Origin of the sequence: Arcicella lustrica (assembly GCF_034930985.1) — a bacterium.
GTDB classification, from domain to species: domain Bacteria; phylum Bacteroidota; class Bacteroidia; order Cytophagales; family Spirosomataceae; genus Arcicella; species Arcicella lustrica.
In genome coordinates this window covers 45,013-70,439 of record NZ_JAYGIM010000021.1, presented here as the reverse complement: position 1 = coordinate 70,439, position 25,427 = coordinate 45,013, and the positions used below count along the sequence as shown (strand labels likewise).

At 37.7% G+C, this 25,427-nt stretch carries 17 protein-coding genes and 2 pseudogenes; 12 read left to right on the top strand and 7 right to left on the bottom strand.

Annotated features, from left to right (window positions below):
- Window positions 1-2: 2 nt before the first annotated feature.
- From pcaF to VB798_RS22740, 3 genes are all read right to left on the bottom strand, one after another.
- Window positions 3-1,217 (bottom strand): 3-oxoadipyl-CoA thiolase, encoded by a 1,215-nt coding sequence (pcaF, locus tag VB798_RS22750; RefSeq protein WP_323689536.1) that lies wholly within the window; start codon window positions 1,215-1,217, stop codon window positions 3-5.
- A 154-nt stretch (window positions 1,218-1,371) separates the two neighbouring features.
- A complete protein-coding gene (locus tag VB798_RS22745) occupies window positions 1,372-2,580 on the bottom strand; it encodes a CaiB/BaiF CoA transferase family protein (protein WP_323689535.1) in 1,209 nt (402 codons plus the stop codon).
- A gap of 122 nt (window positions 2,581-2,702) precedes the next feature.
- Window positions 2,703-3,545 (bottom strand): FAS1-like dehydratase domain-containing protein, encoded by an 843-nt coding sequence (locus tag VB798_RS22740; protein ID WP_323689534.1) that lies wholly within the window; start codon window positions 3,543-3,545, stop codon window positions 2,703-2,705.
- 111 nt (window positions 3,546-3,656) lie between these two features.
- On the opposite strand from VB798_RS22740, the gene VB798_RS22735 reads away from it, so the two are divergent.
- The 3 genes from VB798_RS22735 to VB798_RS22725 all read left to right on the top strand — a co-directional run bounded on the left by VB798_RS22735 (window position 3,657) and on the right by VB798_RS22725 (window position 6,069).
- Window positions 3,657-4,073 carry a VOC family protein gene (locus VB798_RS22735; protein WP_323689533.1) on the top strand — a complete coding sequence of 139 codons (417 nt, stop codon included), beginning with the start codon at window positions 3,657-3,659 and terminating at the stop codon, window positions 4,071-4,073.
- A gap of 103 nt (window positions 4,074-4,176) precedes the next feature.
- Complete coding sequence (locus tag VB798_RS22730; RefSeq protein WP_323689532.1) at window positions 4,177-4,941, top strand: IclR family transcriptional regulator; 765 nt, start codon at window positions 4,177-4,179, stop codon at window positions 4,939-4,941.
- 48 nt (window positions 4,942-4,989) lie between these two features.
- Window positions 4,990-6,069 (top strand): bile acid:sodium symporter family protein, encoded by a 1,080-nt coding sequence (locus VB798_RS22725; protein ID WP_323689531.1) that lies wholly within the window; start codon window positions 4,990-4,992, stop codon window positions 6,067-6,069.
- Between the two features lie 101 nt (window positions 6,070-6,170).
- Here the strand turns inward: VB798_RS22725 and VB798_RS22720 are convergent.
- Window positions 6,171-7,076 (bottom strand): annotated as a pseudogene (locus VB798_RS22720) (IS3 family transposase); the annotation flags it as partial.
- An 11-nt stretch (window positions 7,077-7,087) separates the two neighbouring features.
- Window positions 7,088-7,480 (bottom strand): transposase, encoded by a 393-nt coding sequence (locus VB798_RS22715; RefSeq protein WP_323689530.1) that lies wholly within the window; start codon window positions 7,478-7,480, stop codon window positions 7,088-7,090.
- Between the two features lie 89 nt (window positions 7,481-7,569).
- Between VB798_RS22715 and VB798_RS22710 the strand changes: the two genes are divergently transcribed.
- Together VB798_RS22710 and VB798_RS22705 are read left to right on the top strand one after the other, a co-directional pair.
- Entirely contained in the window at window positions 7,570-8,427 is an 858-nt protein-coding gene (locus VB798_RS22710; protein ID WP_323689529.1) for a 3-hydroxyacyl-CoA dehydrogenase family protein, read from the top strand.
- A 30-nt stretch (window positions 8,428-8,457) separates the two neighbouring features.
- Window positions 8,458-9,318 (top strand): alpha/beta fold hydrolase, encoded by an 861-nt coding sequence (locus VB798_RS22705; RefSeq protein WP_323689528.1) that lies wholly within the window; start codon window positions 8,458-8,460, stop codon window positions 9,316-9,318.
- 1,267 nt (window positions 9,319-10,585) lie between these two features.
- Here VB798_RS22705 and VB798_RS22700 read toward each other — a convergent pair.
- Together VB798_RS22700 and VB798_RS22695 are read right to left on the bottom strand one after the other, a co-directional pair.
- Complete coding sequence (locus VB798_RS22700) at window positions 10,586-11,077, bottom strand: nucleotidyl transferase AbiEii/AbiGii toxin family protein (protein ID WP_323689527.1); 492 nt, start codon at window positions 11,075-11,077, stop codon at window positions 10,586-10,588.
- A gap of 428 nt (window positions 11,078-11,505) precedes the next feature.
- On the bottom strand, window positions 11,506-12,102 hold the full coding sequence (locus VB798_RS22695; protein ID WP_323689526.1) for a DUF6088 family protein: 597 nt from the start codon (window positions 12,100-12,102) through the stop codon (window positions 11,506-11,508).
- A gap of 115 nt (window positions 12,103-12,217) precedes the next feature.
- Between VB798_RS22695 and VB798_RS22690 the strand changes: the two genes are divergently transcribed.
- From VB798_RS22690 to VB798_RS22660, 7 genes and pseudogenes are all read left to right on the top strand, one after another.
- Window positions 12,218-12,364, top strand: coding sequence for a hypothetical protein (locus VB798_RS22690; protein WP_323689525.1), 147 nt, complete (start codon window positions 12,218-12,220; stop codon window positions 12,362-12,364).
- A 558-nt stretch (window positions 12,365-12,922) separates the two neighbouring features.
- Complete coding sequence (locus VB798_RS22685; RefSeq protein WP_323689524.1) at window positions 12,923-16,039, top strand: SusC/RagA family TonB-linked outer membrane protein; 3,117 nt, start codon at window positions 12,923-12,925, stop codon at window positions 16,037-16,039.
- Window positions 16,040-16,057: 18 nt separating this feature from the next.
- The gene (locus VB798_RS22680; protein WP_323689523.1) at window positions 16,058-17,599 is read left to right on the top strand and encodes a RagB/SusD family nutrient uptake outer membrane protein; all 1,542 of its coding nucleotides are present in this window, start codon (window positions 16,058-16,060) and stop codon (window positions 17,597-17,599) included.
- Window positions 17,600-17,861: 262 nt separating this feature from the next.
- A complete protein-coding gene (locus VB798_RS22675) occupies window positions 17,862-20,249 on the top strand; it encodes a glycoside hydrolase family 95 protein (RefSeq protein ID WP_323689522.1) in 2,388 nt (795 codons plus the stop codon).
- Window positions 20,250-20,524: 275 nt separating this feature from the next.
- Complete coding sequence (locus VB798_RS22670) at window positions 20,525-21,472, top strand: carboxypeptidase-like regulatory domain-containing protein (protein ID WP_323689521.1); 948 nt, start codon at window positions 20,525-20,527, stop codon at window positions 21,470-21,472.
- 27 nt (window positions 21,473-21,499) lie between these two features.
- Window positions 21,500-23,737 (top strand): annotated as a pseudogene (locus VB798_RS22665) (SusC/RagA family TonB-linked outer membrane protein); the annotation flags it as partial.
- Between the two features lie 20 nt (window positions 23,738-23,757).
- Entirely contained in the window at window positions 23,758-25,383 is a 1,626-nt protein-coding gene (locus tag VB798_RS22660; protein WP_323689520.1) for a RagB/SusD family nutrient uptake outer membrane protein, read from the top strand.
- Window positions 25,384-25,427: the final 44 nt, after the last annotated feature.

Genomic DNA, 25,427 nt, shown 5'->3' with positions numbered 1-25,427 from the left:
TTCTAAAGGGTAACATTTTCAATAATTACGGCATAACCCATTCCTACGCCAACGCACATAGAGGCAAGAGCATACTTTTTCTTTGAACGAATTAACTCATTTACAGCAGCTTGCACAATTCGAGTTCCCGACATTCCAAGCGGATGCCCCATCGCAATTGCTCCTCCGTTGGGATTTACTCTTGCATCGTCATCGGCAATGCCCAAATTACGGGTAACAGCCAAACACTGTGCGGCAAAAGCTTCATTAAACTCAAATACATCTATTTGGTCGAGGGTCAAACCTGCTTTTTTCAAAGCTTTTTGGCTTGCTCCGACAGGCCCAATGCCCATAATTTTTGGCTCAACACCCACCACTGCCGAAGCTACAATTCTTGCTTTGGGGCTAAAATTGTAATTGTTGATGGCTTCTTCCGAAGTAATCAACATAGCGGCAGCTCCATCGTTGAGTCCAGAAGCATTGCCTGCGGTTACGGTACCGTTTTCTTTTTTGAAAATGGGTTTTAATTTAGATAAAATTTCAAGCGAAGTATTTCCTTTGATAAATTCATCTTTATCAAAAACGGTGATATTCCCTTTTCTATCAGCCATTTCTACCTTTACAATTTCTTCGGCTAATACGCCGTTTTGTTGTGCTACAAAGGCTTTTTGTTGCGAACGAAAGGCAAATAAATCTTGGTCGTCACGGCTAATTTTGTACATTTCTGCCAAGTTTTCAGCCGTTACGCCCATGGCATCTGTGCCGTACATTTTGTGTAACTTGGGATTAATGAATCGCCACCCAAAACTTGAATCGAATAGTTGAACATCGCCCCCAAAAGGTTTGGAAGATTTACTCATTACCATTGGTCCACGAGTCATGTGTTCCATCCCTCCTGCAATAAAAATATCACCATCATCTGCTTTGATGGCTCGGTTGGCATGAATAACAGCCGACATCCCCGACGAACATAAACGATTGACGGTTTCACCTGGCACTGAGTACGGTAATCCTGCCAATAGCAATGCCATACGAGCCACGTTTCGGTTGTCTTCTCCTGCTTGGTTATGGCAACCAAAAATCACATCGTCGATTAATTCTAAGGGTAAATTTGGATTCCTTTTGATGAGTTCTTGTATCGGTAAAGCTGCCAAATCATCGGCACGCATATTTGACAAACCACCACCCAAACTACCAATGGGCGTTCGGATGGCATCAATGATGTATGATTGTTTCATTAGTTTCAATGGTATTGATAAGATTATTTTGTTGTAATTAATTAGCCACAAAGACTCAAATCAAATTTTTTTTAAGCGGAAATGAGCAAAATTAGGCGGAATGATATCTGAACAACCCGTGTTGAAAAAACCATTTGTGACTTAGTGGCATAAATTATTTAGATACTGTAAATTGAAAAGTAGCATTCTCATTTATCAGACTTTCCATTTCCTCATCAGAATAGCCCAAATCATGGAGAATCGCTTTCGTATCCCAACCGCAAGGAGCAGCCGAAGAACGAGCAGACGGATATACGCCATCTACTTGGATAGTTGAACGAATCACAGCGGTTTTTCCTTCTGTTGGGTGATTTTCAAAATCAATGAGTTCAACTGCTTTCAAGTGTGGGTCTTGTGTCAGGGTTTCAAGGGTATGGCAAGGCATGGCTGGCAAATCAACTTTGCGGAATATTTCAAGCCATTCTTTGGTTGTTTTGCTATCTAATGCCGCCCCACGAATCTCGAACCATTCCGAAACGTACTTGGCTCTACTTGCTACGGTCTGAAACCTTTCATCACTTAGGAATTCTGTCCTGTCTGTAATTTTCAAAAATGCTTTTACCTGAACATCAGTATTGATGGTAAAAGAAATATAGCCATCTTTGGTTTTAACGGGTTGATTATGAGGGCTCAATAAGCGAAGGTCACCCGCAACTCCAATAGGTGGTTCAAAACTTTGTTGAGCCAAATGTTCTTGCAAAACAAATGAAGCCATCGTCTCAAACATCGGAATTTCAAGGCTTGCACCAATGCCTGTATTTTGTTTTTGCATCAAAGCTGCCATTACTACACCTGCCGTGATTTCTCCAACTACATGGTCACAAATCAACATGGGTACGTAGGTAGGTTTGCCATCACGTGCTAAGGCAAGTCCAGCCATACCCGAAGCACCCTGCAAAACGCTATCGTAAGTCGGTAGTCCCGAATAGGGACCATCTGTGCCGTAGCCAGTAATCAAGCAATAAATTTTTTCGGGATATTTTGCTCGAATCGCTTGACTACCTAAGCCCAAACGCTCCAGAGCATCTGGTCGCATATTAGCGACAATCACGTCAGCCCATTCTATTAATTTTTGAATAATGTCTTTTCCACCTTCCTTTTTCAAGTCAAGATAAATATTTTTTTTCCCTCGGTTTAGGTGTAAGTACGCTCCAGAGTGCTGTCCAGTCGGTGACATTCCACCCAAACCACGCATCAAATCACCTGCGGGATTTTCAACTTTGATGATTTCAGCTCCGTATTGTCCCAATCGCCACGTAGCCACGGGACCAACTACAACGGAGGTTAAATCAAGGATTTTGATATTTTTTAATGGTTCAAACATCTTTTTGATTTACGATTTGTTAGATTACTTTAATTTACGATTGGCTTGATTTACGAATGATTTGATTTCCAAGTTGTAAGTGGATTTATTCCATTTCTTGTATGTTTTAAAAATCGTTAATCTTAAATCGAATCAATCGCAAATTCCTCAATTTCCATTTCCACTGCAATACTGTCTATATCATCATAAATTTTCCCTTCGCCATTTTTGTATTCTAATCTTAAAGGACGATTGCAGTACAATGGAGCAATATGTTTTACTTTGATTGCTTTTAGGTCAACGCCCTTTTCTTTTCGCAAAAACTCAGTCATCAAGAGTGTCGCTAATCCACCATTTACAACCAAATCAGGTAAACGCTCTACTTGCTGCGTGTAATTTCTATCTAAATGAATTTTATGAGAATTAAATCCCAAAGCCGAATATTGAAACAAAAGGGTTTCATCGGGAATTATCTGATTTGCATTTCCTTCAATCGTAAATTCCCCATTTTCATTCATTAATACGGGTTGATTCTTTATTTTCTGTTCTTCCAGTAAAATATACGTTTGCGTTTCTACAATGGCAGGCGTATCTGCGTCAATAGAGCATAATTCGTGTTGAAGGGTAACAATTGCCATTTGCCCATTTTTTGTCGTTTTTTCGGTGATATTTTTGATAAAACTACTTTTTTCTATCACCGAACCAATCACAATTTTCCCATGATAAGCTACGGTTCTACCACCTAAAAGAAGTCTTGGAAGCCCCAAATCAGGTATCGGAACGCCTAAGCCAGGGAATCCATCTTTACGTAATTCAGATTTACGAGTTTCGCCAGCCAACATAAAAAAATGCCAACCCTTCGGAAGAATATCGCCCTCAGCAAATGATTGCGTTTCTAAATCTAACATGGCAGCCACACGACGAACCATTGTTGAACTGCATAGTTCCTTGGATTTTATGGGAGATACTGAAAGGTAATCTTGCATACATAAATATGTTTACTAATATAATTTCTAACAAAAGTATTATTATATTTTTATATATGAAAATGTAATTTCATATTTGCAATATATTTTAATTCTTAAAAGCAACAAAAAATGAAGTTTAGGTATCATCATACGAATTTTTGCACAGAGGACGTGCCAAGATTATCAAATTTTTACAAGACAGTTTTTGAACTAACACAAATCCAAGATGAGGAGCATGGATTTACAAGTACGGATACTGTAAATCGCTACGAAGGACAAGTAGAGTTTTTAACAGACGGACAGGTTGAATTTCATATTGCTATTAAAGACCACAATACGGGATTCCGCCAGAATATGCCGATAAATCCGATGCAAAAAGGGCATTACTGTTTTAGAACGGATGATATTGAAGGCTTTAAAAAGAGATTAGAAGAACTAAATATACCTTATGCCGACTATGGAAAATGGGCTTTGAAAGGCTGGTATCAGGTATTTTTCCATGACCCAGATGGAAATATCATTGAGGTGCATCAGATAGGAATGTGATTATGATTTACGATTTTAGATTTACGAATTACGATTTTTCATACTTCATAACTGTAATTTTACATCAAATCAATCGTAAATCGTAAAATCGAATCAATCGTAAATGGAAAATTCTTATTCAGCCCCAGCCTTAGAGAAAGGGCTTGATATTTTAGAAGTATTGTGTCAGAGTGAAAATGGATTGACACAACAAGAAATTGCCAGTAAGTTAGGGCGAAATTTGAGTGAAATCTATCGAATGCTTAATTGTTTGGTACAGCGAAATTATGTTGCCAATTATGCTAATACTTATACCATTACGTCTAAATTATTTCAGCTATCTCATTTTCATCCACCTACCTATCGCTTACTAACAGAAGCACTTCCGATTATGGAAGGACTTTCGAGATTAGTCTCTTTCCCTTGCGATTTGAGGGTATATAATAATGGGGTTCAGACAGTTGTAGCGGCTATTCAACCACCAAATGGACTTGGGTTTATGACCCGTGTAGGTTCTGAAATTGAGGTTGCTCCGTCGGCATCAGGTTTAGTTTTATTGGCTTTTCAAGACCCTGTTATCAAAGAAATCAGGATTAAAGAAAGTCTCCCCAATAAACCTGATGAAGACATAGAAGTCTTTCGTAATAGCTTAAAAGAAATAAAGTTAAAAGGCTTTGCTTCTATTAAAAGTAAGCAATACGCAGGACTTCACGCCATTTCATTTCCTATTTTGGACATGAATGGTAACGCCATAGCCGCTATGACAGTACCTATGTTAGCTCGTATTGATGGCACTACTCAGTTCACACAAGAACAGGTAGAAAATCTCTTACGAGAGAGTGTATTAAATTTAAGTCGAAAATTAGCAATTGGGCAAATTGATTCATAAAGTTTGATTCAGCATACCCAATTTGATAAATCAACATTTCACATTATTATGAATAATCTATATAAATTCTTACTCTTAAGTTCCGTTGTTTTAGGAATTTTAGCAATAGGAATGTTGGTTTGGGGAGGTAGCATGATAGACACAGGGCCTTTTGTGATAGGCTCTTTGGTCTCTTTGGCACTGGGAGCTCGAGGCTTAGCTACTATCAAACAAATGACCTTTACCATTTGGGTATTCGCTGCAGTCGCTTTAGGAATGTATTATCCACAATATTTCCAGCAAATAGGGGACTTTAAGTTTACGAGTCTGATTGTTCCGCTCATTCAGTTGATTATGTTTTCAATGGGCACTGAAATGAGTTTGAAAGATTTTGAAGGAGTGGTAAAAACACCCAAAGCTGTTATTATTGGATTGGTAAGTCATTTTACTATTATGCCTTTGGTGGCGGTTGTATTAGCAAAAAGCTTTGGATTTCCACCCGAAATTGCAGCAGGAGTTATCCTAATTGGCTCTGTTCCAAGTGGTGTAACATCCAATGTACTTGCTTTTATTGCCAAAGCGAATATGCCTTTATCAGTTACCATTGCAGCGATTTCAACTTTAGCAGCTCCCATTATGACACCATTTTTGATGAAAATATTGGCGGGCCAATACATTGAAATTGATTTCGTAAAAATGATGATTCACGTAGTTGAAATTATTCTTGTACCAATTGGATTAGGACTAATTATCAATAAACTAATCAGAAACGGTGTAAAATGGTTGCAAACGATTATGCCGATTATCTCCATGACAGGTGTGTTGATGATGTTGATTGTGATTGTTTCTTCGGGAAGAGATTCCTTATTGGCGATTGGACCTTTGCTATTTTTATCGTCGATGATTCATCACTCAATTGGCTATTTGTTAGGATATTGGAGTGGTAGATTGATGGGACTTGACGAAAAATCATGTCGCACGATTTCGTTAGAAGTAGGAATGCAAAATGGAGGACTCGCTTCGGGCATTGCCTTACAAATGGGTAAAATCGTTACTGTAGGTTTGGCTTCGGCTATTTCTGTGCCGTGGATGACCATTTCGGGTTCGTTGTTGGCTAATTGGTGGAGAAACAAGAGTAGTGATGAGTGATGAGTATTTGAATGGGATAATTTTTCAATCCAAATTTTAGGCAATGACAAAGTGTGCTTGCCTAAAATAGGTTGACAGATTTATTATCATATTTAATGTACTTAAAATTGTAATATAGTTTGATTTGGGTCTGTTTTTTTTGTTCCATCGGATGTCCAAATGTTTAATTTAGGTCTTTTATCGACCTCAAGTTCTTTGATGTATTGTTCAAACGAGTCTGGCGTTCTTTTATTTAAAGAACTATGTGGTCTTTTATTGTTGTAAGTATCGATAGCCTTTTTGACGTTAGTTTTTAACTCCTCAAGGCTTGTACTTTCCCAATATCTTAGATATTGATTTTTAATAGTTCCATTCACTCTTTCAATATGGCTATTTTCATGTACCTCATTACACATACTTATCGCTATGTTAGCATTCTTGAGCAAGGAGACATAATCATCACTTATATACTGACCACCTCTGTCAGAATGGTGAATAAGCTCTATGTACTTTTTCTTTTTACGAGTATGGAAAGCCATTTCAAGAGCCTGACAATTGTTTTCTGCTCTCATATTATCAGCTGTGGAATAGCCTATTATTTTTCGAGAATAAACATCTATAATCATGACGATATAGTAAAATTTATCAGCGATGTTATAGTAAGTAATATCACTTGTCCACAACTGGTCAATATTATTGAGCAGTTTATCAACTAACAGGTTTTTGTAACGACTAAATGGACTTGAAAAAGTGGTTCTAATTTGATTTTTGTAAGTAATCAATCTAAATCCATAACTAAGTCCGATACTAATAAAGGTATCACGACCTAATCCATTGGGTTTAAGAATGTCGTAAATCACTCTTAAACCCATGCCAGGATGTATTTCCCTTATTTGCATAATTAAACCGACAACCAAGTACTCTAATGAAGCCCAGTTCTTTTCTCTGATAAGTCGCTGATGATGAGCCTGTCTTGAAATATCACAAAGCTTGAATAAATCATTCATTGGATAGTGACGAGTATGTAACCGAAAATATTCTAAAGTTTGACTTTGAAGTTTTTTTTAAAATCAATATCATATTCTTTGGATGCAAGCTCTACTAATTTTTCAAGATAGTCTATTTGCATTTGTTTTTGTCCTAAGCGACGTTCAAGTTTTGCGACTTGAGTTAGTAGTTCAGCAGTCTTTTGTGCTTCACTTTCTTGTTGTACAACCATGACTGTTCCTTGTTTATGTTGTGGAGAATATTTGTAAATCCAACGATAAACCGTATAAGGAGCTACTCCCCACAATTTACTAAAAGAATGCACAGTATAAAGTCCAGCAGTTAACTCTTGAACTTTTTCTCGTTTGAACGATTCACTAAAAATACGTCGTTGACGAATTTTTAAATTTGTACTTTTTTTAGACTCTGATTTCGATTTGCTCATAAATAAGTTGAAATTTATGTCAACCTATTTTAGGCAAGCACAAAGCACAACTCACAACTCATCACTTATAACTTATCACTCATAAAAACATGGAAATACAAAAAATAGCCGTTATTGGAGCAGGTAATATGGGGCATCAGATTGCAATGTGTGCCGCTTTATCGGGATTCAGTGTGAAATGTACGGATTCTAATCCTGATATTTTGGAAAAAGCGATTTCGTTTGCTGAAAACTATTTGAAAGAACGAGTAGCTAAAGGAAAGTTAAGCGAAGAAGCTGCCAAACAAGTACAAACAAATATTGCTTTTACGCTTAGTTTAGAAGAATCTGTAACTGATGCCGACCTTGTAATTGAAGCCATTATTGAGAAATTGGACATAAAAAGGAAACTCTTTGCTGAGTTGGACAATCTTTGTCCTACTCACACGATTTTGGCTACAAACAGTTCTTATATCGTAAGTTCTAAAATTGCCGATGCGACCAATCGACCTGATAGAGTTTGCAATATGCACTTTTTCAATCCCGCTTTGGTGATGAAATGTGTAGAAGTAGTGAAAGGCTCACACGTTTCGGAAGAAACAGCAGAGTCTGTCATGAATGTGGCAACGAAAATGAGTAAAACCCCGGTATTGTTGCACAAAGAAATTTATGGCTTTTTGGTAAATCGTTTGTTACAAGCCACCAGACAAGAAGCTCTCAAATTATTGGATATGGGCGTAGCAAGTTTTGAAGACATTGACACCGCAGCCAAAAACGGTTTGGGTTATCCGATGGGGCCTTTTTCTTTGTTGGACTTAACAGGAATAGATTTGGCATATCATGTAGGTATGGAAAAATACAGCGAATCAGGTGACCCAGCTGATAGACCTTCGCCAACAGTTGTTGAAAAATACACCAAAGGAGAATGGGGAAAAAAGGCAGGAAAAGGATTTTATGATTACGAATAGATACTAAGACACAATTAACCATTTATAAAGATGATTTCAAGAGTTATTACAGCACTATTTATGCTATTCGTTTGTAGTGATATTCAGGCACAAAAACCGCTAATAAGAGCGTTTCAACCTGCGAATGTGGTGAATAAAATCCCATACGGGAATAATCACAAGGCAGGACATTATGTACAAACGAAGGATGCTAAAATCTATTACGAGGTGTACGGAAAAGGACAACCAATCGTATTATTACACGGAGGTTTATTTGGTTCAACCATTGAATTTGCTGATTTTATTGACCAATTGAAGCAGAAATTTCAAGTAATTGCGATTTCTACTCGTGGACATGGAAAGTCAGAATTAGGAACTGAACCACTAACGCTTGAGCAGAGAGCTAATGATGCCATGACGGTCATCAATGCTGTCACTAAAGACAGCGTTATTGTACTTGGTTTTAGCGATGGAGGATATTCGGCTTACAAATTAGGAGCAATGTATCCAGAACGAGTAAAGAAAATGATTGTCATTGGTGCTGGTGAAGTTCGCCCAGGACTAAGAGAATTTAAGTTTACGGCAAAAATGGCAATGGAAATGGATAAACCTTTTTGGGAGCAACAATTAAAATTGATGCCAGAACCCAATAGAGTGGAAGATTTATTCACACAAGTAGCCAATTGTTACAACAATGTTACGGTTAGCAAAGATTTATTGAGTACTATAAAATGCCCAGTTTTAGTAATGGCAGGTGACCGTGATGGTGGCAATCCTGTTGAACGTGTGGTGAGTGCCGCAAGGTCTATTCTAAACCACCAAATCAGTATAATCCCAAATACAGGACACGGTTGTCATAACGAAAACTTTCCCGCAACTTGGGCAAGTATTTTACCCTTTTTAAAAAACTAAGATTCTTAACACATAGTCCACTGTTATTAGCCATAAGTTTTGCAAATATCATTCAAACAGAGCATCCATTGTTAATTCATTCTGGATGCTCGAATTTGAATATTTATTGGGTTTTACACCAAAAGTAGTCAGCATAGTCAAAAAAAAATATTTTTTGGTAGTTGTCGCTTCTTTAAACGACTGGATTTTTTGTCGCAATTTCGCATCATACTCTTTCGTAACTACAAATTCATTAATTGAAAACTTTATCTTAAATAGTTAATTAATTGTTCTATTCGATTAATTACTAAATCTATTAGACAACCCTTTTGTTCCACCCTCCCCTTTCGTTTTCCAAAAGTATATTTCCCTAGCTACGCCTCCAATATTCAATGCTCTTTTAATCTGTGGAATATGTGCAAAACAAACTTGCTCAAAAGCAAGTCCAGACCATGTTCTAAAAGCTGGATTATCAATTTTATTCAACCAAATGTTGGGCTCATATTTACCTGATTTATCAATAAATCGAAAATAGAAAAGTGTATAAAAATCTGAAATACAATAAACTTAGTTAGCCAATTTTAATCCAAACTTAGGAAGCTTAGCAATAAACCCACTATTTAAAATTTTTGTCATTGTGCCGCCAGAGGCAATATTTGTTTTTTTTTTACTAATTCATCTCTGTTCAAAGCCCCACCCTTTTCAAAAGGTGTTTTAAAGATTAATTCATGTTTTCAGCATCTCTAAATAAAGAGGAAAATATATATCGGCTAACAATAAATTAATTTTCAGCCAAAATATTAAATATTTGATAGTTTTGGCTGAAAATAGAAACCAATTTCTTTGATATTTTAAAGAAGAATTAACGTGAATTGTATTATACTAAAGAAGTTTTTATTGCTTAGTAACCAAGGGTATTTTAATATAAAGTGCTCTAATCATCAGTACTTATTAAGTGTTTTTAACATCATATATTAAATATAATAGTTGTGTTTGTCCATCGCACGACTTAGCTAGTTTTCAAAATCATTATAGTCTCTCAATTCAAATCTTCTAATTCTTAATCTTATTCAATTATTGCATGAAGTAACTTTCCTAAATACCAGTCATCTACATTCTTTAGTCCAATCAAACGTGCATTTAATTATACAATTTTACTCTTCAATAAATTTATTACAGTAATGGCTTCAAAGGTTTGTTCCATTAATTGAATAAACCTTTAAAAACTATTATGATAGTAAGACAATATAAACTAGTTTTGTTAGTAAAATTATTCCGCAATATTCTATTATAGCCGTTCAATGACAGCTTTTATTTTTGCTAATAAGCTATCGAAGTCTGGTTGCCCTTGATAATAAAGAGCTTCTGTTTGTTTATACCGTCTTCTAAAGCTTTCACGTAAATCTGGGTCACGAAGCAAGAATGCTTCATTCTCTTGAATTGGTATTTCAAAATCAACTTTGGGAAAGCGTGCTTCTTTGTGTGAGAGATACTCTTGAGTACCGATGAACGCTTGAACTTGCTCTAAATCCAGCAGATGGGCAACATCATAGTATTGTCGCAAGAGATTTTGCTTCGGGTTTCCATCCTGTTGCTCCTGTCTGAATTTTGTAGCAATTGTTTGAAGCTTCTCTACTAAGGTATAGCCAGCTTGATAACAGGTAATATCAATCGCTCTGTTATCCACAATTTTGATAAGACTCTCGGCTTTATCGTATGCCCATGAGCTAATGGTAATTGGTTGATTAGGAGTGACATTATCAAAGCCTACTTCGAGCAAAATACCCTCTTGAGTCCTTCTACCCTTGAAGTCTTGCTATCATAGAAAAGCCTGATACCACCACTGCGGTAATGTACCGTATCATCAAATTCGGTATCTCTTTCAATAGCAATAATCCCATCTATTTTAATATTAGAAGCGAGCCAATCATAGAAATCCTTTCTTGCTTCGAAATTCTTTGGATTTGTATTTTTAGGATTAGGGTTAATGTTAAATTCAGCAGGTGGCTGGATATGAATATCAATGTCCTCAGAGAAACGATGAATGATATATATCCCTTGGAAAGGGATGTTCCTTCTTTCAATTCAAAAGTAAAGCCATTTTTGTGCATAATCCAATAGTCTTTTTCATTCAGTGCTGCTTGAATGCCTTTTTCCTCTTCAAGGGCACTGAGCAAATCAACAAAATTTCTGTGATGGTGCAGATATTTAGATGGTATAAGCTGTATTGGACTCTGCTGATAAAAGCTTTCTTAAAAGTTTTTTGGTTCTAACACTACCATAATTTTTAGTAGCTCTTTCTAATTTTTTTACATCAAAGAATTGTCTCTTTGAATAAACCTTTTCCAAAACATGTTCCTTATCCTCAGCTAAATTTTCCAAATTATTAACAAGGTCAACAAGTAAAAATTCCTTAGTTACTTTCTTTGGAAAATGGGGCTTTATACAAAAAGAAAACGTTCTTTTGCCAAGCATAAACTCTCCATGACGCTTATGATTATACACAACACGCTTATTATAGAGTTGAGTTGTGCCAACGCCTAAAGTATTATAGAGATTAGGGGACATCACTAAAAAGCGATCATCTTTGAGAAATTGATGTACCAAGGTTTCTTCATTTGGTGGCGTATGCCCAAAAACTGTTTTCTTTTGGCAGTAATAAAGTCCCTGTGATAACTTTTGAAGCACATCGCTTTTAACAAGTGCATGGATATGACGGTCAACAGACTTAGACCATTGTTCTAAATCTGCTCTACGATACACCTCTCCAGGCTTTAAATGTGCTTTAAGTTCATCAAGTTTCATGACAATTTCCTTTAATATAGTGTATATAAATTTGTATAAAATGCAAGATATATCATTTAAAATTCATGCAAATGAATCATTTAATTATCAATAATGCAAATAGTTGAATTTGCTTATGTTTTCCTTGTCTCGGAAGATTGTTGATTGGACTTTGCAACCCACTTTGGAAGCCAAAGGTTCTGTGCGTCCTTTAAAAATGGCTCTGCAAATTCGTAAAAAGAAGAGTGAATTAGTTCATCATCGTAACGGCGATTCGGTCTGACCGTGGTGTTCAATAATGCTATTGGGTTTATGCTGATTTGATTCAAAAAGCATGCATCAAAATGAGTATGTGTTCTTTGGTATAACCTAATGAAAATTCTATGACAGAAAGATTCAACCTAACCCATAAGAAGAGTTCAATTTTGGGAATAGATTTGTATTTAAAGGGTCTTTGATGTAATAAATTGATTAAAGTAGTCCAAAAAATCAATTTGGAGATAATATATCAATCTCAATCATACGCAAAAATAAAATCTAAATAACCATCATTCCTTCCCAGCCACTCCGAAACCATTTTTTACCTATTTGCTTATATTCTCCTTAAAACTCTCCTTCACTCAGCTTTAAATACTTAAATAAAAGTCCAAAATATTACAATATGTTAAAATAGCTGATTAAATGGATAGAATCCTCTCATTGATACTTTATTTATATATTTTCTTTGTATCGTTCAATGAAAATATCAAATCTAAGGCCTTAGTTATTCGCTATAAATCATTGATACGAATTAATAGCTTGAAAATCAGACAAATATAACATTGATTAGCTAAGTAAATTTATGGAAAACAAAACTTTACGTAATTGGAGTGCCCTTTTGTTGTCTTCAGTTGTAGCGTCTTCTTTGACATTACAATCAACACAAGTCTTGGCAGTTCCCAGTATCAACCATCCTTATTATAGTGATAAGCGAATTGAGGCAAATTATACGTTACAAGATCGGGGTATCACAGGAAAAGTAGTTGACGAAAATGGTCAAGCCCTACCTGGAGTAAACATCAAGCTCAAAGGTACTACCAAAGGTACAAGTACCGACAGCAATGGTGATTTTAAACTTTCAGTTCCTGACAAAGGAAATGCAATACTTGTACTTTCGTTAGTTGGTTACAAAACACAAGAAGTGACTGTTGGAAGTAAGAATTCACTTGATATTATAATGAGTGTTGATACCAAAGATTTACAAGAAGTAGTTGTCGTGGGTTATGGTACTCAAAAGAAAACAGAGTTAACGGGTTCTGTAGCGGTAGCTTCTGGTGAACTGCTTAATAAACGTATTGCGACCAACCCTGCAACAATGCTACAAGGTCAATTACCTGGCTTACAAGTTGTACAAGGTTCAGGTGAACCCGGTAATGAAGGTGTTAGTCTAAGAATTCGTGGTGTTGGTACATTTAGTGGTGCGGGTAATGACCCACTCGTCATTGTAGATGGTTTGCCCGGTAGCCTTAGCTCTATCAACCCTAATGACATTGAGACGGTTTCGGTATTGAAAGACGCATCTTCAGCTGCAATTTATGGGGCAAGAGGTGCTAATGGGGTAGTGCTTATCACTACCAAAAAAGGGAAATCAGGAAAACTGGTCTTTAATTATACCTACAACAATGGTATCACACAAGCAACTAAGCTTCCTGACTTGATTACTAATTCAGCCGAGTTTATGGAGTTGAACAACGAAGCAAGAGTAAACTCTGGCTTAAACCCTATATATTCGCAAGCTACAATTGATTTGTATAGAAACGCCACTGACCGTGAGAAATACCCTAACCACAATTGGTTGGACGATATTTTCCAAAAAGTGAATGTACAAAACCATTACCTCAACGTAAGTGGCGGCAAAGACAATACCAATTACAGCGTTGGTTTGGGTTATACAAGCCAACCAGGTGTAATGAAAGGTTTTGATTACAAAAAATATACTTTGCAATTCAACCTTAATTCTAAGGTAAACGATTTTATTTCATTTGGTACGAATACCCTTCTCCGCTATGGTAAACGTATGGGTGCAAGACAGGGTTCGGGCGATTTATTTTTAGCAACCTTAGCTCAGTCTCCATTATACAAACCAAAATTGTGGGATGGTAGCGGTCGTTATACATTCAGAGCTTTCTCGAACGAAGCAGGTAACAAAAACCCTTTGGCAATTGCTGAAAACGTAAATGCCTCTACTGACGACTACTACGCACAAGTAAACGGCTATGTAAATGTAAATTTGGCCAAAGGATTGGTTTGGGAAACACGAGGTGGAGCTAACTTTACTTTCTATAAGACCTATGATTTTAGACCAAAGATTCCGATGTATTTGTATTCTGATTTAAGTGCAGCAGGGAACGTTGACGTAGGAACATTAGGGCTTTATGTATCACAAAATAATAGTTTATATACGGTAATTTATAGCCAGTTGAACTATGATAAAACTTTTGGCGACCACCACGTAAATGCTTTGGCGGGAGCTCAACAAGAACAAAATAAAGACCAGTTCATGAGTGCTTTCAGAAGAGAGTTTGCTTCTAACCTTGTACAAGAATTAGACGCAGGACCTGCAGAAGGCATGAACAACAGTGGTACTGCTTCTGAATGGGCGATTAGGTCGTTTTATGGTCGTTTGAACTACGACTATAAAGGCAAATACCTTGTAGGTTTAAGTACTCGATATGATGGTACTTCTCGCCTTCCAACTGATACTCGTTGGGGTTTATTCTACGCATTCTCTGGTGGTTGGAGAGTATCGGAAGAAGCATTCTTGAAAGATGCTAGCTGGTTGACTGATTTAAAATTGAGAGGTTCTTGGGGTAAATTAGGAAACCAAAATATCGGTACTTATCCTTATCAAAATGTATTGACTGCCACAGCTTATCCATTTGGTAGCTCCCTTACAACTGGCTACTATGCTGGAGGTTTAGTGGACCCTTCACTTACTTGGGAAACTACGCAAACTTTAGACTTTGGTCTTGATCTTGCTTTATTAAATGGTCGCTTGAATATTACAGCTGATTGGTACGACAAACAAACTTTCAATATCTTACGTGGCTATCAAGTACCTCTTTATGTTGGTTTAGGAGCACCTACTGTAAACAACGGTAGAGTGAAAAACACAGGTTTTGAGTTGGATGTACAGTACCAAGATAAAATTACTAACGATTTAGGGTATAAAATTGGAGGTAACATTCAAACATATAAAAATACTTTAGTTGAGTATGGTGCTAAAGAAATTGGTGGCAATACGATTCGTGAAGAAGGTCGTCCTTTAGATGAATTCTATTTATACCAATGGGATGGTATCTTCCAAAACCAAGCTGAAATTGACGCATGGCCAACGCAGCCTATCACTCCTAGACCTGGAGATTTGAAAATTAAAGATGTAAATGGCGATGGAAAAATTGATGCTAACGACAGAACCTACACGCCTGGCCGTTATCCTGTGGCTTCTTACAATGTCAATTTAGGTTTAACGTGGAAAAACTTCGATTTATCGGCACAGATTTTTGGTTCATTTGGTCAAAAAATTTATGTGAATGGTTGGGGGGTAGAACCGTTTAGACAGGGTTCTGTGCCTACTACTGATTGGAGAAACAGATGGACTCCTACGAATCCTTCTACTACAATGCCAAGAATTTACATTGCAGATGGTTATCCTGCGGTACAAAACTATGCTTCAACTTTCTATTTGAAAGATGCTTCGTTTGTACGCTTGAAAAACTTACAAATAGGTTATAACATTCCAAAAGTAGTGCTTGATAAAGTGAAACTTCAATCTTTACGAGTGTATTTTGCAGGAGATAACTTGCTAACCATAAGCAAATTCCCTGGACTTGACCCTGAGCGTACAAGTATCAGTGGTAACTACGTTTCGTATCCGCAAAATCAGGTATTCACATTTGGTCTTAATGCTCAATTCTAAAATTTGAACTTCTTTATTATGAAAACATATAAAAAAGTATCTTGTCTGCTTGCTTTATCGCTTACTTTACTTCAGTCATGTAAAGAGAATGCCTTAGAAGTAGCTCCTCTTGATAGGCTATCCACTTCCGTATTCTGGAAAACAGAATCTGACGTACAATCGGCTCTGGCGGGTTGTTATGCTTATTTAAAAACTGGTGGTGCTCCTGTTTCGTTGTTTTACCAAGCAGGATGGGATGCCCTCACAGACGATGCTTATAGCCAATATCCTTGGGATGCTGCTATTCAAGACATCAGCTTTAGTGGTCCAACCCCAAATACTGGTGGTTATGTTTACAATAGTTATGCAGTTAGCTATCAGGCTATCGCTGCTATAAACAATCTGTTGGCAAACGCTGGAAATATTTCGATGGATGCCGCAGCAAAAACCAAATACCTTGCCGAAGCAAATTTCTTGCGTGCGTATTTTTACTTCCAATTGGCTCAACTTTATGGCAATGTGATTATTACAACACAGCCAGAAGCTACTACTTTCAAAGAGTCTAAAAGTAAATCAACCAGAGATGAGGTACTGACATTGGTTATCCAAGATTTAGATAAGGCTATTGCTGGTTTACCAGACATCGCATATACTGACGGTCATGTGGTGAAAGGTGCGGCTCAAACACTAAAAGCAAGAGTACTGTTGTTCCAAAAGAAATATGCTGAGGCTGCCACTTTATCAAAAGCGGTTATTGATGGAGGTAAATTCAAACTTTCAACTAATTTCAGCGAAATTTTCTATAAGCCTGGACAAACCAATAACAACGAGATTCTATTCTCTGTAAAGAACTTACCTCCAAATTCATACCCTGTACAAGGTATCGACTTGGTTATTGGTAACTGGTTGGCATTACAACCTACGTTAGACCTTGCCAGTGAGTACGAATGTAAAGATGGTTTACCAACTTCATCTTCGCCATTGTACAACGCTGCTACTCCTTACGAAAACCGTGACCCTCGTTTGAGAATGACCGTTTTTGTAGATGGTGACGATGAATCGAAAGGATGGAAAAAATACAATGGTTCGCAAACGGTATTCAAAGCATTTACCAACAGTAATACTACAGGTTTGGCTATCAAGAAAACCCTAGATCCAACCCAAAGTGACCCTGGTTATAGTACAGTAAGTAGCCAAGATATTGTATTGATGCGTTATGCAGAAGTATTATTGAACTACGCAGAAGCTGAAAACGAAGCCAATGGCCCAGCCAATGCTTATGCTGCTATCAACCAAGTTCGTGCCAGAGTTGGAATGCCTGCTTTACCAACAGGCTTGACACAAGCACAAATGAGAGATAGAATCAGACACGAACGCAGAGTTGAATTGGCTCTTGAAGGTTTCCGTTATTTTGATTTAAGAAGATGGGGGACTGCCATACAAGAATTGAATGGTTTTGAAATTGTACCAGGCAATACCAACCTTAAAAAGAAAATTTACAAAACTACTTTTGATTACTGGCCAATTCCACAAACTGAAATCGACCGTACAAAAGGGTTAGTTCAAAATTCAGGATACTAAGTCCTAGTATTAATACCCTACCACAGATATGAAATACTACATTTATTATCTGTGGTAACTTACAAATATTAGTGTAACATTTTTTAGTGGTGAGTGATACTTTTAAAAATTGATAGTCGGTTTTTAAAAGTATCACTCACCACTTTTTTTAGAAGGACGAAGTCTGCAACAGCTTTCGAGTTACAAAAATGCAGTAACCAAAGTATTATTTCTTTTAGCTACCAACGCATCATTTATACTTATATACTTATAATCCTAATCCATGCTTAGAAGTCTTTTATTTTTGCCATTCTTATGTTGTTCTTTATTAAAGAACATAGCAAAGCCCCCCAATCAAAGTCACCATAAAAATACTCTAAATTACTATTTTAACACACCAGCCTCCAACTGGAACGAGGCTATTCCTATTGGCAATGGGAGAATGGGTAGTATGATTTTTGGCACTGTTAATCAAGAACTTATCCAAACAAACGACGATACCTTTTGGTCGGGAGAACCCCGTAATCTTCAAAAACCTGGCACATATCAATACCTCGAAGAGATAAGAAAACAAATAAAGCATGGCAATACCTCAGAAGCCCAAAAGCTCATCAATAGCCACATGCTTGGTGCTTGGAACCAAAGTTATATGCCTTTGGCAGATATTTTACTACGAATGAATCAAGATGAAACCCAAGCAACAGCATATAAAAGGTCATTAGATTTATCAACAGGCATTGTTACGATAGCTTACAAGCAAAAAGAAGTCAACTACAAAAGAGAAATCTTTGCTTCTTTTCCACAGCAAGCCATCATCATTCGTCTTACCGCAGACAAAAAAAAGGCCCTCAATCTCATCGCATCTCTCCAAAGCTTGGTCAAATACCAAACCCATTCTGCCAACCAGCAGCTCATCATCAATGGTCAAGCGCCCATTCATATAGAACCCAATTATCAAGGCATACACCCTCCCATTTACCAAGATGGGCATGGAATGCGTTTTGAAGGGCGATTATTTATTACTGAAACCGATGGACAAATTCTTGCTGATAGCAACCAATTAAAACTACAAAATGCTTCTTTTGCTACCTTAGTTTTTGTAGATGCCACCAGTTATAATGGTTTTGATAAAGACCCTTTTTCAGCAGGAAAAGACGAAAAAAAGCAATGCGAAGCATACAGTAAAGGCTTGTTGGGAAAGTCATATCAAGCCATACGTCAGGCACATATCAAAGATTACCAAGCGTTATTTGGACGTGTAAATCTTCATTTGGGGACAAGTACTGAAGATAATTTTCCTTTAGACCAACGCATCAAAAACTATAACAAAGACAAAGACCCAGCCCTTACAGCCTTGTATTTTCAGTTTGGCAGGTATTTACTGATTTCTTCTTCTCGAAAAGGCTCGCAACCAGCTAATTTACAAGGCATTTGGAGTAATTTATTACAACCAGCATGGAGTGCCAACTGGACAATCAACTGCAATGCTCAAATTAATTATTGGCCTGTCGAGCTTGCCAATTTATCTGAATGTCATTTACCGCTTTTAAATTTAATTCGAGAAACGACAGTAGATGGTCAAAAAACAGCCAAAAACTTATACAATTCCCGTGGTTGGATGGCTCATCATAACATAGATTTATGGCGAACCACTTGGCCAGTAGGCGGCAATGGCCTTTGGGCGATTTATCAAGTGGGCGGAGCATGGCTATGCCAGCATATTTGGGAGCATTATTTGTTTACACAGGATAAGCAATTTTTGGCCGAATACTTTCCAATTTTATACGAAGCATCCCTTTTTTATGTCGATAATTTGCAAGAAGATGGCCAAGGTTATTTAGTTACGAATCCGTCTGAGTCATTTGAAAATCATTATTTTAATGCCAAAAAAGAAAAAGTATGGGCTTGTGAAGGAGCTGTACAAGATATGCAAATTATCCGTTCATTATTGAAAAACACCCTCCAAGCGTTTGATATTTTGGGAAAAGACCAAACCCAAAAACAAGAAATTGCCCGTGTCTTAGCCCGATTAGCCCCAATGAAAATAAGTCCACGAACGGGGCAATTACAAGAATGGAACGACGACTGGGATGCCGCCGAGCCATTCAACGGGCAAGTACCGCATGGTTGGGGGCTTGTTGCCAGTGATTTAATCACCCTTCATCAAACGCCCGATTTAGCCAAAGCCATTCGTCAAACCATCACCTATCGAAAACCCGCTTATGCCATGAACACGGGAAGTTGGTCGGGGGCATTTGCTGCTAACTTTTGGGCGAGATTAGCCGAAGGCGACAGCGTACAAATGGTTTTAGATAGACATTTTTCAAAAGCCCTGTACACCAATTTGACCTGCCAGTTTACTGGATTTTGGCAAATTGACGGCAACCTCGGCATGACTGCCGCCATAGGCGAAATGCTTATGCAGAGCCAAGGGGGCGAAATAGCCTTATTGCCTGCTTTGCCCTCGAAATATCCTACTGGTTACGTAACAGGTCTGAAAGCAAGAGGTGGCTACACCGTAGATGTATTTTGGGAAAATACCAAACTTACAAAAGTCGTTATAAAATCACGTTTAGCAGGCAAGGTATCGATACGTTATAAAGATAAAGTAAAACAATTAACAGTAAAACCTTTGAGTAGTTTTACGTTAACCGACGCAGATTTTCTATAAACTAATTGACTCAATCTTGTATTGTTTAAAAACCCCAATAAACAGCATTTATTGGGGTTTTTATCCTTAAAATATATTATTTATTATAGAAATATTACAACAGGTTAAGATAGCTTACTAAAAAGATAATAACCACCAAAAGCCTCTTTTTTAATATATTTTCTTTGTATCGTTCAATGTTTAACAATAAGGCCTTAGTTACGTTTCTAACATTGAGATACGTTAAAAGCTTTTATATCAAATTATTTACAATCATTGATTAGCTGAGTCATTTTATGGACAACAAAACTTTACGTCATTTGAATGCTCTAATTCTGTCATCGGTTGTTGCTTCTTCTCTAGCAATTTACTCCACACAGGTTTTAGCGTCAACAATCAATCAACCTTATTTTAATAATAAGCGTATTGAGTCTAAATTCTTCCAAGACCAAACAATTACGGGCAAAGTAGTTGACGAAAATGGTCAAGGATTGCCAGGTGTCAACATCAAGATTAAAGGTACTACTAAAGGTACCAGCACCGACAGTAAGGGTAGCTTCAAATTTACGATTCCTGACAAAGGAGATGTAACATTGGTGTTTTCAATGATAGGCTACAAAACCCAAGAAGTAACAGTGGGTGGCAGAACTGTTTTTAACATCGTACTTTCCAGCGACAACAAAGCCTTAGACGAAGTAGTAGTGGTAGGTTATGGCTCACAAAAGAAAAACGACGTTACAGGTTCGGTGTCGGTAATCAAAGCCTCACAATTTGAAAACCAACCATTGACCAACGCAGCACAGGCTTTGGCAGGTAAAGTAGCTGGTGTAAACCTTAACCAAAACTCAGGTTTGGCAGGTGACGACAACTCTAAGATTGTGATTCGTGGAACAGGAACACTCGGAAACTCAGACCCCTTAATCATTATTGATGGAGTTATTGCTACTACCGAATCGACACCACAATTCAATGCCAGTGGTGGAAGTGTACCAAGCAAATCTATCAACCCGCTCAATTCTATCGACCCTACTGATATTGAATCGATTACCGTATTAAAAGATGCCTCTGCTGCTTCTATTTATGGTTCGAGAGCTTCAAATGGGGTAATTTTGGTGACAACTAAAAGAGGAAAAGAATCAGCAAAACCCACAATCAAGTACAATGGCTATTATGGGGTAAGCTCGGCTACGAGTCTTCCTAAGATGGTTTCTAATACCATGGATTTCATGACCTTAGCTAACTAAGCTGCTGTAAACAGTGGGAAGTCTCCATCTTTCTCGACTGCTACCATGAATACATACAAAGGTTTTGGTAATATGACGAACACCAATTGGATGGACTTGCTTTTCAAACAGTCGGCAGCTATGTCACAACACGACTTGTCGATTTCTGGTGGTAATGCCAATACCAATTACTATATTTCATTTGGTGTATTGAACCAAGATGCTATCGTAACACAAGGGAATTATCAACGCTACAATACTCGTTTGAACATTGACTCAAAAGTATTAAACAACTTCAAGGTTGGAACAAGCTTAACATTCAGTAGAGGCGAACAAAATATGCCATCAAGCGACATTTTGTATGTGTCGGTACTTGATGCTATGCGTGCTACACCTGTAATGCCTGCTTATACCAGCGATGGAAAGTTGGCAATCTTGGATGGATATTCGTTTTCGGCACTCAACTCTATCCAAGCAGGTAATGCCTTGGCAAGGTCGGCGGCCAATCAGGTAGTTTCTACCACACAATCGTTTTTAGGCTCGGGCTATGCCGATTGGGAAATTATCAAAGACCTTCATTTAAGAGGTAGCGTTACGGTAAATATCAACCCTTACGACCGCTTCGACTGGGCATCAAACCTTACAGGCTACAACTGGCGTTATCAAGAGTTATTGACACAAGGGTATAAATTGAGTGATTTGACAGGTGCACTTTCAACGTCTTCGTTGACATTGACCAACAGCGAATCAAAAAGAATCAACCCTTATGCTCAATTATCATACAACAAAACTATTGGCAAACACCAAATGGGAATCATGGGGGGCTATAGCTATGAGAAAAATACATGGACTTACAACTATACTTCTCGTAGAAATTTCTCATCAAACGAAACAAGAATCCTTTCGGCGGGCGACCCTTCTACTCAAAACAACGGAGGTACTGCTACCCAAAACGCCTTGGTTTCTCAGTTCGGTAGATTCAACTACACGTATGATGGTAAATACCTTTTTGAAGCTACAGTACGAAGAGATGGGTCTTCTCGTTTTGGGGTAAATAACCGTTTTGGGGTTTTTCCAGCTTTCTCTTTAGGTTGGGTAATGACTTCCGAAAGTTTCATGAAGCAACAAAATGTGATAGACTTCTTGAAAATCAGAGCTTCTTGGGGACAATTGGGTAACCAATATGCTTCCTCTGATTTCCCTTATGTAGCACTGATTGGTTTTGGTAACAACTACAACTTCAACAATGTTACGGTAGGCGGTGCTGTACAAACGACTTATGGCAACCCAGACCTTAAATGGGAAACTTCTACTACGACCAATATTGGTTTCGATTTGTTCTTATTCAAATCAAAACTTAGCATCGTAGCCGATGCCTATCAGAAAAATGCTAAAGGTATCATTTATAATACGCCACTGCCTTCTAATACAGGTTTCTCCTCTGTTACTTCAAACTTAGCAAGTGTACAAAACAAAGGGATTGAATTGGCGGTAAACTACAACGACAAAATTGGAGATGTATCATTTAGCATTGGAGGCAATGCAGCCTACAACAAAAACGAGTTGGTTTACATCAACCCTGAATCGAGTGATGAGAAAGATAGAGTAATCGATGGAAATTATGCCCTTTTGCGAGGTCAACCCGTTGATGCCCTTTATGGCTTGAAAGTTATAGGTATTTTCCAAAATCAAAGCGAAGTAGATAACTCACCTAAGCAATTCAGTGGTACAGCTTCTGGCGATTTGAAATACGAGGACTTCAACAAAGATGGTAAAATTGATGCCAACGATAGACAAGTACTAGGGAAAGAGTCTCCAAGTTGGGTGTATGGATTTAATGCTTCGGTATCGTACAAAAAGTTTACCTTATCGGCTCAATTCCAAGGCATTGGAGATGCTCAAACGTATGGCTCTTATGAGTATTTTATACCAACGTTCCAAGGCTCAAACTTTGGCGAACAGTGGCTCAATCGTTGGACACCAAGCAACCCAAGTACAACAATGCCTCGTGTATGGGATACTTCTGGCCCAAATACGCAAATGACCAACTCTTTCTTCGTACAAGACCGTTCGTTCTTGAGAATGAAGAATATCACGTTGGAATACAACTTTAAAGATTTGGTTAAAACCAATTTCTTTAAAAGCCTTAAAGTATATGTAAGTGGTCAAAATTTACTTACGTGGACAAATTTCAAAGGATTTGACCCAGAAAAGAGTGCTCGATTAGACAGAAGTGGTATTCCACAAGTGAAAATATTCTCTGCGGGCGTAAATGTTGAATTTTAATTGATGTAATATACTGGATTATGAAAAAAATATGTATTCTAACAGTAATGTGTTTTTTATTGAACGCATGTACTGATAAACTGGAACTAAGTCCTTTAGACTCGATAAGTACCCAAAATTTCTTCAAAACACAAGAAGACTTTGACCTTGCCGTAAATGGTCTATATAACTATATGCAAGGCAAAGGAAATGTTGGACGTAACGGCGTTTATGCTGGAGATTTGTATTGGGAAGTAGCCAGTGATGCGGCATACTTCCAGTTTTCGTGGCATACACCTTGGTACGATATTTCTAACGGAAACCTTGCCCCAACTACCGATAACGTAAGATTCATTTGGGACTATGGTTACAGAGCTATTGGTTGGGCCAACACCATATTAGACAATATGGATAAGGCAAGTATTGATGCCAATACCAAAAAAATATACGAAGGAGAAGTAAAGTTTTTACGAGCAATTACCTACCTCCGAATGGTAAGTTTGTACGGCGATGTTCCTTTGGTTTTAAAACAATTGCCTGTTAGTGAGGCAAAAGTACCGAGAGATTCAAAAGAATCGGTTTTAACACAAGTAGTTGCCGACCTCGACGAAGCTGCACAGAAATTGTCGCTTACTCCATTCAATAGTCAAAAAGGTAGAGCCACTAAACAGGCTGCTTTAGGGATGAAAGTAAGAGCCTTAACTTATGCGGCAAGTCCACTTTTCAATCCTTCTGGTGATACTAAAAAATGGGAAGCTGCTAAAACTGCCGCTTCTGAGTTGATGACAATTGCTACGCAGAACCCTACTTTAGTTGGTTTGGAATCGAGCTATGATAATATTTTCTCGGTAAGCAACGAAGACAATAAAGAAGTACTATTCAATATTGAATACACCGCCAACAACTCGCAAGAAGGTGGTAATAATTTGCTTCCTTTTGGTCCTCGTACTTTGCCAACTCAAGGTGGAGTAGCTGGTGGCTGGGGTTCTTCGGCAATTACGCCTGAATATGCCGACTCATATTTGATGAAAGATGGTTTAACTGCCGCTACTTCGCCCTTGTATTCGGCAGCAAATCCTTGGGCAAACAGAGACCCTCGTTTCTATACAACTTATTTTGTGGCGGGCATTTCAACATTGCCTGATGGCTCTATCTTTAATATCGACCGTGTAAACAGTTTTCCTGGTGGTACATTTCAAGCGGCATATCCGATGTCTATTCGCAAAGGTGTTGACCCATCTGCCAAAAACCAAGCATACGATAACGAACAAGCGCCCAATACCATTGTGTTGAGATATGCCGATGTACTACTCATGTATGCCGAAGCTCAAAACGAAATTAGTGGCCCAGATGCAACTGTATATGCCGCTATCAACCAAATTCGAAGCAGAGCTGGTTTGCCCAACTTAGCCACAGGTTTATCGAAAGATGCTATGCGTACAGCTATCCAAAATGAAAGAAAATGGGAATTAGGCTACGAAGGAGTAAGGTATTTTGATATTCGCCGTTGGAAAATTGCTGATGCTGTTCTGAACAACTTACCCAAAGGCCCAACCCTCAACGTAACGCCTGCGAAGAAATTTGTAGCAACTAAGCATTATTGGTGGCCACTTGCTCAAAGTACAATTGATGCCAACCCTAAACTCATTCAAAATGATGGCTACTAAGTTAGTGATTGAGTTAATTGTGAGTTAATTTATTAATTATAAGA

Coding starts and splice junctions, on each gene's coding strand:
- VB798_RS22675 (WP_323689522.1), top strand. CDS start 17,862: ATGCTTAGAAGTCTTTTATTTTTGCCATTCTTATGTTGTTCTTTATTA.
- VB798_RS22705 (WP_323689528.1), top strand. CDS start 8,458: ATGATTTCAAGAGTTATTACAGCACTATTTATGCTATTCGTTTGTAGT.
- VB798_RS22680 (WP_323689523.1), top strand. CDS start 16,058: ATGAAAACATATAAAAAAGTATCTTGTCTGCTTGCTTTATCGCTTACT.
- VB798_RS22670 (WP_323689521.1), top strand. CDS start 20,525: ATGGACAACAAAACTTTACGTCATTTGAATGCTCTAATTCTGTCATCG.
- VB798_RS22715 (WP_323689530.1), bottom strand. CDS start 7,480: ATGAGCAAATCGAAATCAGAGTCTAAAAAAAGTACAAATTTAAAAATT.
- VB798_RS22745 (WP_323689535.1), bottom strand. CDS start 2,580: ATGTTTGAACCATTAAAAAATATCAAAATCCTTGATTTAACCTCCGTT.
- VB798_RS22725 (WP_323689531.1), top strand. CDS start 4,990: ATGAATAATCTATATAAATTCTTACTCTTAAGTTCCGTTGTTTTAGGA.
- VB798_RS22690 (WP_323689525.1), top strand. CDS start 12,218: ATGTTTTCCTTGTCTCGGAAGATTGTTGATTGGACTTTGCAACCCACT.
- VB798_RS22685 (WP_323689524.1), top strand. CDS start 12,923: ATGGAAAACAAAACTTTACGTAATTGGAGTGCCCTTTTGTTGTCTTCA.
- VB798_RS22730 (WP_323689532.1), top strand. CDS start 4,177: ATGGAAAATTCTTATTCAGCCCCAGCCTTAGAGAAAGGGCTTGATATT.
- VB798_RS22695 (WP_323689526.1), bottom strand. CDS start 12,102: ATGAAACTTGATGAACTTAAAGCACATTTAAAGCCTGGAGAGGTGTAT.
- VB798_RS22710 (WP_323689529.1), top strand. CDS start 7,570: ATGGAAATACAAAAAATAGCCGTTATTGGAGCAGGTAATATGGGGCAT.
- VB798_RS22660 (WP_323689520.1), top strand. CDS start 23,758: ATGAAAAAAATATGTATTCTAACAGTAATGTGTTTTTTATTGAACGCA.
- VB798_RS22735 (WP_323689533.1), top strand. CDS start 3,657: ATGAAGTTTAGGTATCATCATACGAATTTTTGCACAGAGGACGTGCCA.
- VB798_RS22740 (WP_323689534.1), bottom strand. CDS start 3,545: ATGCAAGATTACCTTTCAGTATCTCCCATAAAATCCAAGGAACTATGC.
- pcaF (WP_323689536.1), bottom strand. CDS start 1,217: ATGAAACAATCATACATCATTGATGCCATCCGAACGCCCATTGGTAGT.